Origin of the sequence: Microbacterium bandirmense (assembly GCF_037204185.1) — a bacterium.
GTDB classification, from domain to species: domain Bacteria; phylum Actinomycetota; class Actinomycetes; order Actinomycetales; family Microbacteriaceae; genus Microbacterium; species Microbacterium bandirmense.
In genome coordinates, this window is sequence record NZ_JBBDGM010000004.1 from 128,699 (window position 1) to 142,996 (window position 14,298).

The 14,298-nt window shown below is 69.0% G+C and carries 14 protein-coding genes; 8 read left to right on the forward strand and 6 right to left on the reverse strand.

Going from position 1 to position 14,298, the window contains the following annotated elements:
- Positions 1-36: 36 nt before the first annotated feature.
- A complete protein-coding gene (locus tag WDU99_RS06100; RefSeq protein ID WP_337331554.1) occupies positions 37-1,416 on the forward strand; it encodes an FAD-binding oxidoreductase in 1,380 nt (459 codons plus the stop codon).
- A gap of 161 nt (positions 1,417-1,577) precedes the next feature.
- Here the strand turns inward: WDU99_RS06100 and WDU99_RS06105 are convergent, their stop codons facing one another.
- The gene (locus tag WDU99_RS06105; protein WP_337331555.1) at positions 1,578-2,273 is read right to left on the reverse strand and encodes a FadR/GntR family transcriptional regulator; all 696 of its coding nucleotides are present in this window, start codon (positions 2,271-2,273) and stop codon (positions 1,578-1,580) included.
- 163 nt (positions 2,274-2,436) lie between these two features.
- Here WDU99_RS06105 and WDU99_RS06110 point away from each other — a divergent pair, with 163 nt between their 5' ends.
- From WDU99_RS06110 to WDU99_RS06125, 4 genes are read left to right on the forward strand one after another with little or no spacing between them, the layout of a single operon-like run.
- Positions 2,437-3,672: an aminotransferase class V-fold PLP-dependent enzyme gene (locus tag WDU99_RS06110; protein ID WP_337331556.1), complete on the forward strand. Its 1,236-nt coding sequence runs from the start codon at positions 2,437-2,439 to the stop codon at positions 3,670-3,672.
- 36 nt (positions 3,673-3,708) lie between these two features.
- Positions 3,709-5,016, forward strand: a complete 1,308-nt coding sequence (locus WDU99_RS06115) for an ABC transporter substrate-binding protein (protein ID WP_337331557.1) — start codon at positions 3,709-3,711, stop codon at positions 5,014-5,016.
- A 3-nt stretch (positions 5,017-5,019) separates the two neighbouring features.
- A complete protein-coding gene (locus WDU99_RS06120; protein WP_337331558.1) occupies positions 5,020-5,976 on the forward strand; it encodes a carbohydrate ABC transporter permease in 957 nt (318 codons plus the stop codon).
- Entirely contained in the window at positions 5,973-6,884 is a 912-nt protein-coding gene (locus WDU99_RS06125; protein WP_337331559.1) for a carbohydrate ABC transporter permease, read from the forward strand. The genes WDU99_RS06120 and WDU99_RS06125 overlap by 4 nt, the downstream gene beginning before the upstream one ends.
- Positions 6,885-6,972: 88 nt before the next feature.
- Here the strand turns inward: WDU99_RS06125 and WDU99_RS06130 are convergent, their stop codons facing one another.
- The 3 genes from WDU99_RS06130 to WDU99_RS06140 form a co-directional block, all read right to left on the reverse strand.
- The gene (locus WDU99_RS06130) at positions 6,973-7,986 is read right to left on the reverse strand and encodes an aldo/keto reductase family protein (RefSeq protein WP_337331560.1); all 1,014 of its coding nucleotides are present in this window, start codon (positions 7,984-7,986) and stop codon (positions 6,973-6,975) included.
- Positions 7,987-8,010: 24 nt separating this feature from the next.
- Complete coding sequence (locus WDU99_RS06135; protein ID WP_337331561.1) at positions 8,011-8,490, reverse strand: hypothetical protein; 480 nt, start codon at positions 8,488-8,490, stop codon at positions 8,011-8,013.
- 151 nt (positions 8,491-8,641) lie between these two features.
- Complete coding sequence (locus WDU99_RS06140; protein WP_337331562.1) at positions 8,642-10,378, reverse strand: DUF4407 domain-containing protein; 1,737 nt, start codon at positions 10,376-10,378, stop codon at positions 8,642-8,644.
- 88 nt (positions 10,379-10,466) lie between these two features.
- Between WDU99_RS06140 and WDU99_RS06145 the strand changes: the two genes are divergently transcribed.
- Positions 10,467-10,955, forward strand: a complete 489-nt coding sequence (locus WDU99_RS06145) for a SixA phosphatase family protein (protein ID WP_337331563.1) — start codon at positions 10,467-10,469, stop codon at positions 10,953-10,955.
- Here WDU99_RS06145 and WDU99_RS06150 read toward each other — a convergent pair.
- Positions 10,944-11,510: a TetR/AcrR family transcriptional regulator gene (locus WDU99_RS06150; RefSeq protein ID WP_337331564.1), complete on the reverse strand. Its 567-nt coding sequence runs from the start codon at positions 11,508-11,510 to the stop codon at positions 10,944-10,946. The two genes, WDU99_RS06145 and WDU99_RS06150, sit on opposite strands and share 12 nt — an antisense overlap.
- Positions 11,511-11,573: 63 nt before the next feature.
- On the opposite strand from WDU99_RS06150, the gene WDU99_RS06155 reads away from it, so the two are divergent.
- On the forward strand, positions 11,574-12,182 hold the full coding sequence (locus WDU99_RS06155; protein WP_337331565.1) for an NAD(P)H-dependent oxidoreductase: 609 nt from the start codon (positions 11,574-11,576) through the stop codon (positions 12,180-12,182).
- Between the two features lie 45 nt (positions 12,183-12,227).
- Here the strand turns inward: WDU99_RS06155 and rlmN are convergent, their stop codons facing one another.
- On the reverse strand, positions 12,228-13,514 hold the full coding sequence (gene rlmN, locus WDU99_RS06160; RefSeq protein ID WP_337331566.1) for a dual-specificity RNA methyltransferase RlmN: 1,287 nt from the start codon (positions 13,512-13,514) through the stop codon (positions 12,228-12,230).
- A gap of 85 nt (positions 13,515-13,599) precedes the next feature.
- Between rlmN and WDU99_RS06165 the strand changes: the two genes are divergently transcribed.
- Entirely contained in the window at positions 13,600-14,238 is a 639-nt protein-coding gene (locus tag WDU99_RS06165; protein WP_337331567.1) for a bifunctional 4-hydroxy-2-oxoglutarate aldolase/2-dehydro-3-deoxy-phosphogluconate aldolase, read from the forward strand.
- Positions 14,239-14,298 lie beyond the last annotated feature (60 nt).

Consider the following 14,298-nt stretch of genomic DNA (forward strand, 5'->3'; position numbering starts at 1 on the left):
GGCGCCGCCGGCATCCGACTCCCGCAAAGGTGCCCTGTGACCGCTGAGAACGCCATCGCCGACCTGCGCTCCGCGCTGCCCGAGGGGTCGCTCATCACCGACCCCGACTCGCTGCAGGCGTACCGTCGCGACCGCGCCGAGGATCCGAACGCGGGCACTCCGCTCGCCGTGGTGCGCGCGACCTCGACCGAGGATGTGCAGGCCGTCGTGCGCATCGCGGCGCGCGAGGGCATCGGCATCGTGCCCCGCGGTGCGGGCTCGGGCCTGTCGGGAGGCTCCTCGGCCGTCGACGGCACGATCGTGATATCGCTGGACCGCATGCGCGAGATCCGCATCGACCCGGCCCTGCAGATGGCCGTCGTGCAGCCCGGCGCGTTCAATGCCGAGGTGAAGTCGGCGGCATCCGAGCACGGTCTCTGGTACCCGCCCGACCCGTCGTCGCAGGAGTTCTGCTCGATCGGCGGCAATGTCGCCACCAACGCCGGCGGGCTGTGCTGCGTGAAGTACGGCGTGACGACCGACTACGTGCTGGGGCTCACCGTCGTGCTGGCCGACGGCCGCGCCGTGAAGCTCGGCGGGCCGCGCCTGAAGGACGTCGCAGGCCTCTCGTTGACGAAGCTGTTCGTCGGCAGCGAGGGCACGCTCGGCATCGTCACCGAGGCGGTGCTGCGGCTGGTTCCCGCGCAGCGCGCTCCCACCACGCTGGTGGCGATGTTCCCGACGGTCGAGGGCGCGATCGGCGCCGTCGTCGACATCAAGGCCGCCATGCGCCCGTCGATGCTGGAGTTCATGGACCGCGTCACCATCAACGCCGTCGAGGACATGATGCGCATGGACCTCGACCGTGAATCGGCCGCGATGCTGATCGTGCAGTCCGACGAATCCGTCGAGATCGCCGCACAGCAGATCGAGATGATCGAGCAGACGTGCGGGATGCACGGGGCATCCGAGGTGTACGCGACCAGCGATCCCGACGAGAGCGAGGCGCTGATCGAGGCGCGTCGGCAGGCGATCCCGGCGGTCGAGAAGCGCGGAGCACTGCTGCTGGAGGACGTCGGCGTGCCGCTGCCGCGGCTGGGTGATCTGATCGACGGCATGCGCGTGATCGCCGAGACCCGAGGCGTGGAGATCGCGGTGGTCGCCCATGCCGGTGACGGCAACACGCATCCGCTGATCGTGCTGGATCCGACGGATGCCGAGCAGCGGGCGAACGCTGAGATCGCCTTCGGCGAGGTGATGGATCTCGCCATCGCCCTGAGCGGCACGATCACCGGCGAGCACGGCGTCGGCAGGCTCAAGCAGCCCTGGCTGGCCGACTACCTCGGCGACGACGTGCTCGAGCTGAACCTGCGCATCAAGCGCGCCCTCGACCCTGACGGCATCATGAACCCCGGCGCCGTCTTCGGCGCACTCTGAGCTCCTGCGGGGGGCCGTATTCTCGTTCAGGTCGCAATGGATGCCGCTATTCCGCGCGGATAGCGGCATCCATTGCGACCTGGAGTGACGGTGAGCCGTAAGTCGGGAGGCCGTAGGTCGGTGAAGGCGTCAGTCGGTGAGGCCGCAGGTCGGTGAAGGCGTCAGTCGGTGAGGCCGATGGCGTCGGGCTGCAGCTTGCGCAGCCAGTACTCGGTCTGCGCGACGTGGCCGGCGGCGGCCGACGATGCAGCCACGGGATCGCGCGACTGCAGTCCCCGCAGGATCGACCGATGCCCGGCATCCGAGAGCACCTTGATCTCGGCGGCGCTCTCGGTGCGGAAGATCCGGTAGGCGCGCGAGCGGGCGCGGAACACCGCCAGCAGGCTGGCGAGCGCCGAGTTGCCGGCGATCTCTGCCACGCGCATGTGGAACCGGTGATCGAGGGCGGACTGTTCGCCGTCGTCGACGGTCCCCTCGAGCTCGACCAGGATCGCCTCCAGCTCGGCGATCTCGTCGGGAGAGATGCGCGCCGTGGCCAGCGCCGCCGCGTGCGCCTCGAGCGCGCGGCGGAGTTCGTACAGCTCGAGGATCGACTCCAGTGGGAGCAGACCGACCGTCAGCGAGAGGCTGCCGATCAGGTCGCCGGCGTTCAGGTCGCTCACGTAGCTGCCCGAGCCGTGTCGCGTCTCGAGCACGCCGAGCGCCGACAGCATGCGGATGCCCTCGCGCAGCGAGCCCCGCGAGACACCGAGATGCTCGCACAGCTCGCCCTCGCTCGGCAGACGGTCACCGGGTCGCAGCGTGCCCTCGGCGATCAGCGCGCGCAGTCCGTGCACGGCGGTGTCCAGCGCGCTCATGCCGCTCCCCTCTGATGCGGTGCTTCTCCAGCGAGTCTGACGGATGACACTCTCAACACCAATTTGTATAACAACTTCTTCGATTCTTGCATCATTCAGTCGCGAGATCGCGGAGGATGTGGCACAGTTGTGCAACAACTCTCTGAACTGTCGACGAGGATCCATGACGGCCACACCCCTTCCCGCTTCGCTCTCGCTGAAGTCGTTCGCCCGCGCCAAGGACGCCTGGCCGCTCGATCCGAACCTCATCCATCTCAACCACGGCTCCTTCGGCGCCGTGCCGACCTCTGTCGTCGCCCAGCAGAACGAGATGCGCGCCCGCGCCGACCGCAGCCCCGTGGAGTGGTTCCCCCGCATCGCCGAGCGCGTCCACGAGGCGCGCGAGCGCACCGCGCCGTTCGTCGGGGCACGGGCATCCGACAGCGTCTTCGTGCCGAACGCGTCCGCAGCGGCCACCGTCGTCTACAACGCACTGCGCCTGAGCGTCGGTGACGAGATCCTCGTCACCGACCACGGCTACGGCGCGATCACGATGGGCGCGCAGCGCCTGGCGCGTCGCTTCGGCGCGTCGGTGCGCACCGTGGAGCTGCCGCTGTCGGCATCCGATGACGAGATCGTGCAGCGATTCTCGGATGCCCTCACCGACCGCACCCGTCTGATCCTCGTCGACCAGATCACCTCGCCCACCGCACGCACCCTCCCCACGCGCCGCATCGCCGAACTGGCGACGACGCGGGGCGTGCGCACACTCGTCGACGGAGCGCACGCCCCGGGTCTGATCGAGAACGCCCGAGAGCAGGGCGGCGGCGACTGGTGGTTCGGCAACATGCACAAGTGGCCGTGCGCTCCGCGCGGTTCGGCCCTGCTGGTCACCGAAGCCGCCGACCGGCAGGACCTGTGGCCGCTGATCGACTCCTGGGGCGCCGGCGAGCCGTACCCCGGGCGCTTCGACACCCAGGGCACCATCGACGCGACCTCGTACCTGGCCACTCCCGCCGCGGTCGACTTCGTCGAGCGCGAGTACGGCTGGGCGAACGCACGTGAGACGCTCGCCTCGATCGCGGATGCCGGCGCCGAGACGATCGCTCAGGCGCTGCGCCCCTACAGCGATGACGACCCCCTCATGCAGCTGCCGGGGGCAGTGCCGTCGATGCGACTGATCCGGCTGCCACTCGGACTCGGGGCGACCCGCGAAGAGGCCGACGAGCTGCGCATGCAGCTGCTCGACGAGGTCGGCGTCGAGACCGCGTTCACCAGCTTCCGCGGCATCGGCTACTTCCGCCTCTCGGTGCACCTGTACACCGAGACGTCCGACTTCGACGCCTTCGTCGAGCGCTGCGTCCCGCAGCTGCTCACCCGCGCCGGCATCCGCCCCGCGCACCTCAGCACCATCTCCTGACACCCGATACGACACACGAAAGAACAGAGGCACATCATGAAGCGCAAGATGCTGACCGCTGCGGGAATCGGCACCGTCGCCGTCCTCGCCCTGACCGGATGCTCCTCGGGCGCCGGCCCGGCGGAAGACGGCTCGGTCACCCTGCAGATGGTCGAGAGCCTGACCAACCCCGCCCGCACCGACCTGATCCGCGGCCTGCTCGACGAGTTCGAGGCCGAGAACCCGAAGATCAAGGTCAACCTCGTCTCACCGCCCACCGAGCAGGCCGATCAGAAGATCCAGCAGATGCTGCAGTCCGGCAAGGGCGTCGACGTACTCGAGGTGCGCGACATCACCGTCGGGCCGTTCGCCAACAACGGCTGGCTGCACGACCTCGGCTCGGACCTCGAGTCGTGGGACGGCTGGGACGCACTGACCGACAACGCGAAGGCGGCATCGGTCGCCGCCGACGGCAAGAGCTACTTCGTGCCCTATGGCTTCTACGGTCTCTCGCTGTTCTACCGCAAGGACCTCGTCGAGCAGGCCGGCTTCGACGGCCCGCCGCACAGCTGGAAGGATCTGCTCGAGCAGGCCTCGGCCATCCAGGATCCGAAGAACAACACCTACGGGTACGCGTTCCGCGGTGGGCAGAACGCCAACAGCAACGTGGTCGCGGCGATCGAGGCGTACGTCATGGACGACCTCGACGTCGAGAACGCGTTCCTCCTGCAGGACGGCTCGACGATCTTCGCCGCCCCCGAGGCGCAGGACGCCCTCGACGACTACTTCGCGCTGTTCGAGCAGGCCTCCCCGCCGTCGGCCGTGTCGTGGGGCTACCCCGAGATGGTCGCCGGCTTCACCAACGGCTCGACCGCGTTCCTGCTGCAGGACCCCGAGGTCATCGCCACCGTGCAGGAGTCCTCGCTGACCGAGGACCAGTGGGACACGGCGCCGCTGCTCGTGGGCCCCTCGGGCAAGGCGGCGCAGCCTCTGGCCGTCGCCGGCTGGGGTGTGGCTGAGGCCAGCGAGAGCAAGGAGGCCGCGACGAAGCTGGTGGAGTTCCTGTCGTCGGCCGAGCCCGCGACCGAATTCGCGCAGGCCAACAGCCTGGTGCCGATCATCGCCGCAGCATCCGACGACGAGTTCTACTCGACCGGCCCGTGGACGAGCTACGTCACGATGACCGAGAACCCCGACACGTACGTCAACGTGCAGCAGCCGCGTGGCGTGAGCTGGTGGACCGAGTGGATCCAGAAGTCCGATCAGGACGTGCAGAAGGTGCTGCTGGGAAGCATGACCACCGAAGAGCTGCTGTCGTCCTGGGATGAGTTCTGGACGGAGAAATACGCCTCGGAGAAGGGTTGACCCTTGGCACTGCGCACTCGCACGAGCGCCCGCACACGAGGCTCCGCCGGCACAGCCGGCGGGGCCTCCCCGGCCCGCCGGCGACCGTTCCGCGCGCGGCACGCGCTGACGCTGCTCGCGTTCATGCTGCCGGCGATCGTGTTCGTGTGCTGGTTCACGTACTTCCCGATGCTGCAGGGCGCCCGCATGGCGTTCCACGACTGGAACCTGTGGGACCTCACCTCGACGCCCTTCGTCGGCTTCGACAACTTCGTCGCCGTGTTCCAGGACCCGTCGTTCGGGACGGTGGCGTGGAACTCGGTGCTGTGGGTGGTCGGCTCGCTCGTCCCGCAGCTGGTGATCGGCTTCCTCATCGCACTGGCCCTGCGCAAGAGGTTCCGCTTCCGCGGGCTGTACCAGGCGCTGGTGTTCTTCCCGTGGGCGGTGTCCGGCTTCCTGATCGGGATGCTGTTCCGCTGGATGTTCAACGCCGAGTTCGGCGTGATCAACGACCTGCTCATGAAGGCCGGCCTGATCGACGCCCCGCTGCCGTGGCTGGCCGATCCGAAGCTGGCGATGTTCGCCGTGATCGTGGCGAACATCTGGTACGGCGTGACGTTCTTCGCGATCATGATCCTCGCGGCCCTGCAGTCGGTGCCCGATGACGTGCTCGAGGCGGCGAGCCTCGACGGTGCGGGCAAGGCCCGTCAGCTGTTCTCGATCATCATCCCGTACATCTCGATGACGCTGTTCCTGACGATCCTGCTGCGCGTGATCTGGATCTTCAACTTCCCCGACATCATCTACGCGATGACCGGCGGAGGCCCCGCGAACCAGACGCACATCATCACGACGTGGATGATCAACTACACCCAGCAGGGCAACTACGGCATCGCGAGCGCGATCGGACTGATCGTCGTCGCGTTCCTGTTCGTGTTCTGCGCGTTCTACCTGATGGCGATGAGGAGGGCGCAGCGATGAGCACCATCGAGACCGCACGCACCATGACCGAGACGCGCCGGGTGACCGTGCCGAACCCCGCGGACGCCCCGCGCCCGCCGCGCCGGGTGACCGTCGGCGGCGTCGTGCGGGTGGTAGGCCTGGGGCTGTGGCTGATCATCACGCTGTTCCCGCTGTACTGGATCGCGCTGACGTCGTTCAAGTCGCCGGGCACGATCAACGCCTACCCGATCGAGTACTGGCCGAGCGAGCCGTCGCTCGACAACTACGTCGGCCTGTTCGAGACGAGTTCGTTCGGGGTGTTCCTCGGCAACTCGGCGCTGGTGGCCGTCACCGCCGGCGCCGTGGCGACCCTGATCGCGCTGCTCAGCGCCTACGTGCTGGCCCGGTTCGAGTTCCGCGGCAAGGGACCGGTGCTGATCGCGTTCCTGCTGACGCAGATGATCCCCGCGTTCATCGCGCTCGGGCCGCTGTACTCGATGATGAGCGATCTGGGCCTGGTCGACACCAAGCCCGGTCTCATCCTGGTGTACATCGCGATCTGCATCCCGTTCTCGACGGTCATGCTGCGCGGCTTCTTCGAGAACGTGCCCGACGCCCTCGAGGAGGCGGCGATGATCGACGGATGCTCGCGGCTCGGCGCTCTGTTCCGGGTGCTGGTTCCGGTGATGACGCCCGGCATCATCGCGGCGTTCATCTTCAACTTCGTGAACTGCTGGAACGAGCTGTTCCTGTCGGTGGTGCTGATCAACACCGATGCGAACCGCACCGTGCCCTCGGCGCTGAACGGCTTCATCTCGACGTTCAACATCGACTGGGGCTCGATGTCGGCCGCAGCCGTGCTGACGATCCTGCCGACGATGGTGATGTTCGCCCTCGCGAGCCGCTGGATCGTGCAGGGTCTGACCTCGGGCGCGGTCAAGGAGTAGCGCCGACCCCGGTCCAGGTCGCAGTGGATGCCGCTATCCGTGCGGAATAGCGGCATCCGTTGCGACCTGAGCGGCAGGCTGAGCGACCTCAGACCAGTCGTGTCTTCGGCGACACGTCGTACGTCGCCGAGGGGTCGTCGTTCACGACACCGGCGAGCGCCTCGTCGATCGCGGTCATGACCTCGGCGTCCAGCGTCACACCGGAGGCCTTCACCGTGTCGGCGAGCTGCTCGGGGCGCGAAGCGCCCACCAGCGCCGCGGCGACGTTGGGGTTCTGCAGCACCCAGGCGATCGCGAGCTGCGGCATCGTCAGACCCGCCTCGGCGGCGATGGGCTTCAGCCGCTGCACGGCCTCGAGGATGTCATCCTGAAGGAGGCGCTTGATGAACTCGGCGCCCGAATGCGGGTCGGTCGCCCTTGACCCGTCGGGCACCGGCTGGCCGGGCAGGTACTTGCCGCTGAGCACGCCCTGAGCCATCGGCGACCAGACGATCTGCGAGATGCCCAGCTGCTGCGATGTGGGCACGACCTTGCTCTCGATGACCCGGTGCAGCATCGAGTACTGCGGCTGGTTCGAGATCAGCTGCACGCCCAGCTGTCGGGCCAGCGCATGCCCGTCGCGCAGCTGTTCGGCGGTCCACTCCGAGACGCCGATGTACAGCGCCTTGCCCTGCCGCACGACATCGGCGAAGGCCTGCATGGTCTCCTCGAGCGGGGTCTCGTAGTCGAAGCGGTGCGCCTGGTACAGGTCGACGTAGTCGGTGCCGAGTCGCTTGAGCGACCCGTTGATCGACTCGAGGATGTGCTTGCGGCTGAGGCCGGTGTCGTTCGGGCCCTTCGGCCCGGTTGGGAAGTACACCTTCGTGAAGATCTCAAGGCCCGCGCGGCGCTGCCCGGCGATGGCCTTGCCCAGCACGACCTCGGCCGCGGTGTTGGCGTAGGTGTCGGCGGTGTCGAAGGTGGTGATGCCGGCATCCAGTGCGGCGTGCACGGTCGCGACGGCGGCATCGTCGCCGACCTGCGAGGCGTGCGTCACCCAGTTTCCGTAGGTGATCTCCGAGACCTTGAGTCCGCTGTTACCGAGATAGCGATAGTTGACCATCCGTCCACGCTACTGCCGCGCAGGTCATGCGGGCGCGGCGGCGGGCCGTCGGCGCGCCAGTCGCACGGCGAGGCCGACGATCGCTCCTGAGGCGAGCAGGCTCACGATGTACAGCGGCGCCGCCCAGGGCGTCAGATCCGCACCCGAGACCATGAACGCATCGGCGACCGACATGCCGGGGCCGAACGAGGCGAGGAAGTACGCCGGCACGCCCAGCGCGAGCACACTCGCGAACAGCAGCGCGGTCACGGTCGCATCGAGGCGGGATCGGATGCTGAGCACCGCGACGACCACGGCGATGACGACGCCGATCCCGAGGAACACGAGCACGCCGGTCACGGGCATCCGCTCCCCGACGGCGGCCATCTCGGCGTACACCTCGGCCAGTGAGGCACCGGGCACGGCGGCGAGCGGGTTCAGCACCAGGATCTGCACCGCGGCCCAGGCGGCGTACAGCGCCACCGCGATCACTCCGGCCATGCACACCACGTTGCGCGACGTCATGGCGCCATCCTCTCCGACGGTTGTTCAGGTCGCAATCGTTGCTGCCATCCTGCCTCGTCCCGCACTTCAGGTCGCAATGGATGTCGCTATTCGCCAGGAATAGCGACATCCATTGCGACCTGGACGGGCTGGCGGGGGCTGATGTTCGGGTTCAGACGCCGGCGGTCTCGCGCAGGTCGGCGCGCGTCACCGGCCCGGTCGGCGGGCCGGGGTCGGCCGACGGGGTCGTTCCGTTGCCGGGATCGGATGCTGCAGCATCCGTCTCGCGCTGTGCAGCATCCGCCGTCTGCAGTGCGGCATCCGAGGTCTGGGCGGACGCACCCGCGGCCGGCGCCGCGGCGCTCTCGGCGACGATCGCCGCGCGATCACGGAAGCCGTCGGCCGTCACGCGGTCGAGCTGCACCTGCTTGCGGATCGCCTTCGTCTTCTCGTACAGCGAGGGATCGCCCCAGCTGGTGAGAACCTTCACCAGCACGGGCAGCAGCTCGATCATGAAGAACAGGGCGGCGATCAGCCAGTGCGCCCACCAGATGGTGGGCTCCTTCGCCGCGAGGCGGTTCAGCCCGGTGATCTGGCTGAGCAGCCCGACCGCCTGCGCGTTGCCGGCGGCGACCGAGTCGGCGCGGGCGTTGTACGCGGCGAGCGCCTGCTCGTAGGTCTGCTGCGCGGCCGGAAGCTGGTCCTGCGCCTGCTGGCGGTTGGTAGCCTCCGACGCCGAGGTGTTCTGCTTGGCAGCGGTCTCGGCGGCGGCGAGGTCGTCGTTGGCGTCGCGCAGCTGCGCGGCGAGCGCGTCGTAGGTCTGCTGGGCCTGGGCGAGCTGCGCCTTGGCGGCATCCGAGCTCGAGCCCTCTCCGTTCACGCCCGTGCAGCCGGGCACCTCGCCGGCGCCCTCGCCGGTGAGCTCGCACTGGTAGAGCGCACGGGCGTCATCGATGACCTGCTGCTGCTCGGTCATCTTGGCGGTGAGGTCGTCGACGGTCGAGGCCGCCGCGGATGTGCTGGCCGATCCCTCGTCGGTGCCCGCGACGACGCCGGTGGCCGCCTGGTTCTCGAGGACGGCGACGCGCTCGGATGCTGCGTCGAGTGCCTTCTTCTCGGGTCCGGCCTCGAGTGCGTCCTGATCGGACTGTGACTGGGTGATGTTGGTCGATGCCACCTCGCGCGAGATGTCGTTGTGGAACACCTGCAGCACGAGCGGCTCGGCGACGAGCACGCCGATCAGGGCCGCCATCGCGACACGCGGCACCGCCAGGCCGATCAGCTTGGCGACGCTGCGCGTCGAGGTCATGGTCGAGGTGAGGAAGCGGTCGAGATTGAAGATGATGCCGGCCCACACGATCGCGAGCGGCACGGCCACCCAGATCGCGACCTGTACGCCCGTGGTCAGGGCGAACAGCATCGAGATCGCCGAGACCAGTGCGGTACCCAGCAGCACGAAGAACATCTGGACGAAGCGCGGGGTCTCGCCGGGCACGCGGTCGAGGATCTCACCCTCGGCCCCGCCGAGGATCGCGAGCGTGCGCAGGCGTGAGCCGGGGGTGCGCTCGCGTGAGCCGGGGGTGCGCTCCGCCCGTCGAACGGCGCGGCGCGGGCGACGCTCCCGGGGCTGCCGCGCTGCGCGGGGTGGCGCAGCGGGGGTCTCGGATGCCACGGGCTCGGACGCCGGCCCTTCGTCTCGCTCCGCGGTTCCTGAGCGAGGAGCGGAGCGATGAGACGAAGGTCGCTCAGGGACCAGGGCGTCTCCCGCCGGAGAGTCGCTGCCGGCCGGCTCGTAGTGTCGCAGGAAGTCGAGGTCCTCGTCGGTCACCGAACCGTCGGACGCATCGGTCTCGAACGAGATCCGCCCCTGGGAATCCATCCGACCAGGGCGATGTGCGGAATAGGACATCCCTCGAGAGTAGGAAACCCCGCCTGTGGGAGTCCCGGATGATCGCTGAGGACGGCTCCCAGGATTGCGGGATGTGACAATGGGCGGCATGAAGACGCTGCTGCTGGCCCGTCACGCCAAATCCGACTGGGGCGACCCGGCGCTGGCCGATCATGACCGGCCGCTGAACGCCCGAGGCCGGCGTGATGCGCCCGACATGGCTCTACGGCTGCGCGACGAGGGCATCCGACCGACGCACATCGTCTCGAGCACGGCGGTGCGGGCGCGCACCACCGCCGCCGAGTACGGCGCGGTGCACGGTGTCGAGGTCGTGCACGAGCCGCTGCTGTACGCGGCGTCGGCGCGTTCGATCCTGGCGGCGGCGTCGCGTCTGCCCGATGAGGCGGAGGTCGCGATGCTCGTGGGTCACAACCCCGGGATGCACGATGCCGTGGCCGAGCTCACCGGGACCTTCGTCGAGTTCCCGACGTGCGCGGTCGCGGAGTGCCGCGTCGAAGTGGACTCGTGGGCCGAGCTGATCGAGGGATCGGGTCGGCTGGTCCAGCTGCGCACGCCCGCCGGTCGGTCAGCCCGCTAGCATCGCCCGCGCCGCGGACTCGAACGAGTCCGTCGCCACGTCGAGACGGAAGTGCCCGGCCGCGGCCAGCGTGCCGAGTCCGTGCACGAGCCCCCAGCACGCGGTGAGGTCGCTCGCGCGAAGACCGGCGTCGACGACCGCGCCCCCGAGCAGCGTCTCGAGCTCGTCGATGAGGGGCGCCATGGTCGCGGTGGGCGCGCCGGGGATGCAGACCGTCGGGTCGTAGATGACGTCGAACGCGTGGGGTCGCTCGACGGCGAAGCGGATGTACGCCTGGCCGCCGGCGATCAGCGCTGCCGTCGCGTCCGGGGCACCCTCCAACGCCGCACGGACGTCGGCGACGAGTTCAGCCATGCTGCGCTCGGCGAGGGTCTTGAGCAGCCCGCGTCGATCGGAGAAGTGGTGGTACGGCGCGTTGTGGCTGACATCGGCCGCGCGCGCGACCTCGCGCAGGCTGATCTCGGTGGCGGGCTTGTCGGCCAGCAGCTGCATCGCCGCGGCTTCCAGCGCGTGCGCGAGATCCCCATGATGGTACGCCGATCGGGAACTTGACACGCGCAACATTGTTCCCTATCTTGACACTGTCAATCAAATAGACACTGTCAAGATTGGACCACCATGGCCTCCGCCCTCGTCATCGACGGTCACCCCGACGACCGCTCACTCACCGCCGAACTCTCCCGACGCTACGCAGAAGCGCACGCAGACGCCCGCCTGCTCGCGCTGCGCGATCTCGACTTCGATCCCCACCTGCGGTTCGGGTACCGCGAGCGCATGACCCTCGAACCCGACCTCGTCGAGGCGAGGGCAGCCCTGCACGAGGCGACGAACGTCATCATCGCCACCCCGCTGTGGTGGGGCGGCGTGCCCGCGGTTCTGAAGGGGTTCTTCGACCGCGCCCTGCTGCCCCAGCAGGAGTACCGCTACACCCCTGCGGGCCTGCCGGTCGGCCTGGTGGGCGCGAATCGCGGCCGCCTGCTGCTGCTCGCCGACACACCATGGTTCTTCACGCCGGTCACCGGAGTGCCCGCACAGACCCAGGTGGTGCGCAACACGATGAAGCTGGTCGGCATCCGTTCGGTGCGCACACATCGGATGCTGGGAGTGAAGGCCGCGTCGGCCGCGCGCATCGAGGGCTGGCTCGACCGCGCGGCCGCCCTCGGCGCGCGCGACGGGGAGCGCGACCGCCGGCCCGCGACGGCGCCGGCATCCGCCACCGCGCACTGAAGGCGACCCCTCGCGCGCTGAAGGCGACCCTGGCGCGCCGTGCCGTCAGGCCATTGCGGCCGCGGCGACCTCGTCCTCGCTGGTCGCGACCAGCTGACCGCACGCGCCGTCGATCTCCTTGCCGCGGGTGTCGCGCAGCGTGGTCGGGATGCCGGCGTCATTGAGTCGGCGGACGAACTCGTCCTGCACGGCCTTCTCGGATGCTGTCCAGATCGAACCGGGCGTCGGGTTCAGCGGGATCGGGTTCACGTGCACCCAGCCCTTGCCGCGCGAGTTGAGCTTGGATGCCAGCAGGTCGGCGCGCCAGGGGTGGTCGTTCATGTCCTTGATCAGCGCGTACTCGATCGACACCCGGCGGCCGGTCTTGTCGAAGTACTCGCGGGCGGCATCCAGTGCCTCGCCGACCTTCCAGCGCGAGTTCACCGGGATCAGCTCGTCGCGCAGCTCGTCGTCGGGGGCGTGCAGCGAGAGGGCGAAGGTGACCGGGATGTCCTCGTCGGACAGCTTGCGGATCGCCGGCACCAGTCCGACGGTCGACACCGTGATGCCGCGCGCGCTCATGCCGAGGCCGTCGGGCTGCCGTGCGACCATGATGCGGACAGCATCCATGACGCGCTTGTAGTTGGCGAGCGGCTCGCCCATGCCCATGAAGACGATGTTCGTCACACGTTCCCTGTCAGGACCGGTGGTTGAGCGCGCGGAGCGAGACGAAACCCCGCCGAGACCACCCTCGGCGATCAGACGGTTGGCGCGCACGATCTGCTCGATGATCTCGGCGGTCGACATGTTGCGGGTGAGCCCCGCCTGGCCGGTGGCGCAGAACGGGCAGTTCATGCCGCAGCCGGCCTGGCTCGACACGCACAGGGTGATCCGCCCCGGGTAGCGCATCAGCACCGACTCGACGAGCGCGCCGTCGTGCAGCCGCCAGAGGAACTTGATGGTGTCACCGCGATCGGTCTCGAGGCGCTTGACCTCGGTGAGCAGCGGCGGCAGCATGCCGGCGACGAGTTCATCGCGCTGGGCGGCGGGAAGGTCGGTCATCTGCGCGGGGTCGGACGTGTAGTGCGTGAAGTAGTGCGTCGACAGCTGCTTGGCCCGGAACCCGGGCAGGCCCAGCTCCTTGACCTTCTCGACGCGCTCGGCGGGGGTCAGGTCGGCCAGGTGCACGGGCGGCTTGCCGCGCTTGGGACTGGCGAACTGCAGCAGCGGCCGGCCTTCGGCATCCTTCTGCTGCGTCCAGCCCTCGGTCTTGGGGCGCACCTGGGTGCGCGCAGATCCGGTGGCGCGCACCGGGGTGGAACGGGGGCGCGAGTTCTCATCGGATGCTGACATGTCTCCAGGGTACGGGAGCCACCTGCGTAAAGAACTTGTAATGACAAGTTGCGGCAAGGAGAATGGAACAGACGAACGGAGCCCCATGACCGACCGCCTCGCCCGCACCCGCCAGACCGGCGTCCTCGCCGTACTGCGCGCTCCCTCCCCCGAGAGTGCGCTCGATGCCGCTGAGGCGATCATCCGCGGCGGCATCACCGGCATCGAGGTGACCTACTCGACCCCTGACGCCCCGGCCGTGATCCGCGAGCTCGTCGCACGGCACGGCGACGCCGCGCACATCGGCGCCGGCACCGTCACCACCGCCGAACAGGCTGCCGCTGCCGCCGATGCGGGAGCGGAGTTCCTCGTCAGCCCCGGCACGCTGCCCGACCTCACCCGCGCCATGCTCGACACCGGTCGCGTCGTGATGACCGGCGCCTTGACGCCGACCGAGGTCATGACCGCCCTGGATCTCGGCGTCGACGTGGTGAAGATCTTCCCGGCATCCCTGGGCGGGCCGTCGTACCTCGGCGCGCTGCGCGGTCCGTTCCCGGATGCCCCGCTGATGCCGACCGGCGGCGTCAAGCCCGACAACCTGGCGGACTGGTTCACCGCAGGCGCCGTGGCCGTCGGCGCCGGGGGCGATCTCGCGAGCGGGGCGTCGATCGCAGCATCCGACTGGGCCGATCTCGAGGCCCGTGCCGCGCGCTTCGCCGCCGCACTGGCGGCCGCGCGCGGCTGACGCCGACGCAGCCGACACGCCTCCGGGAACGAATGCAGGTCGAAAATACACTTGCAGGCG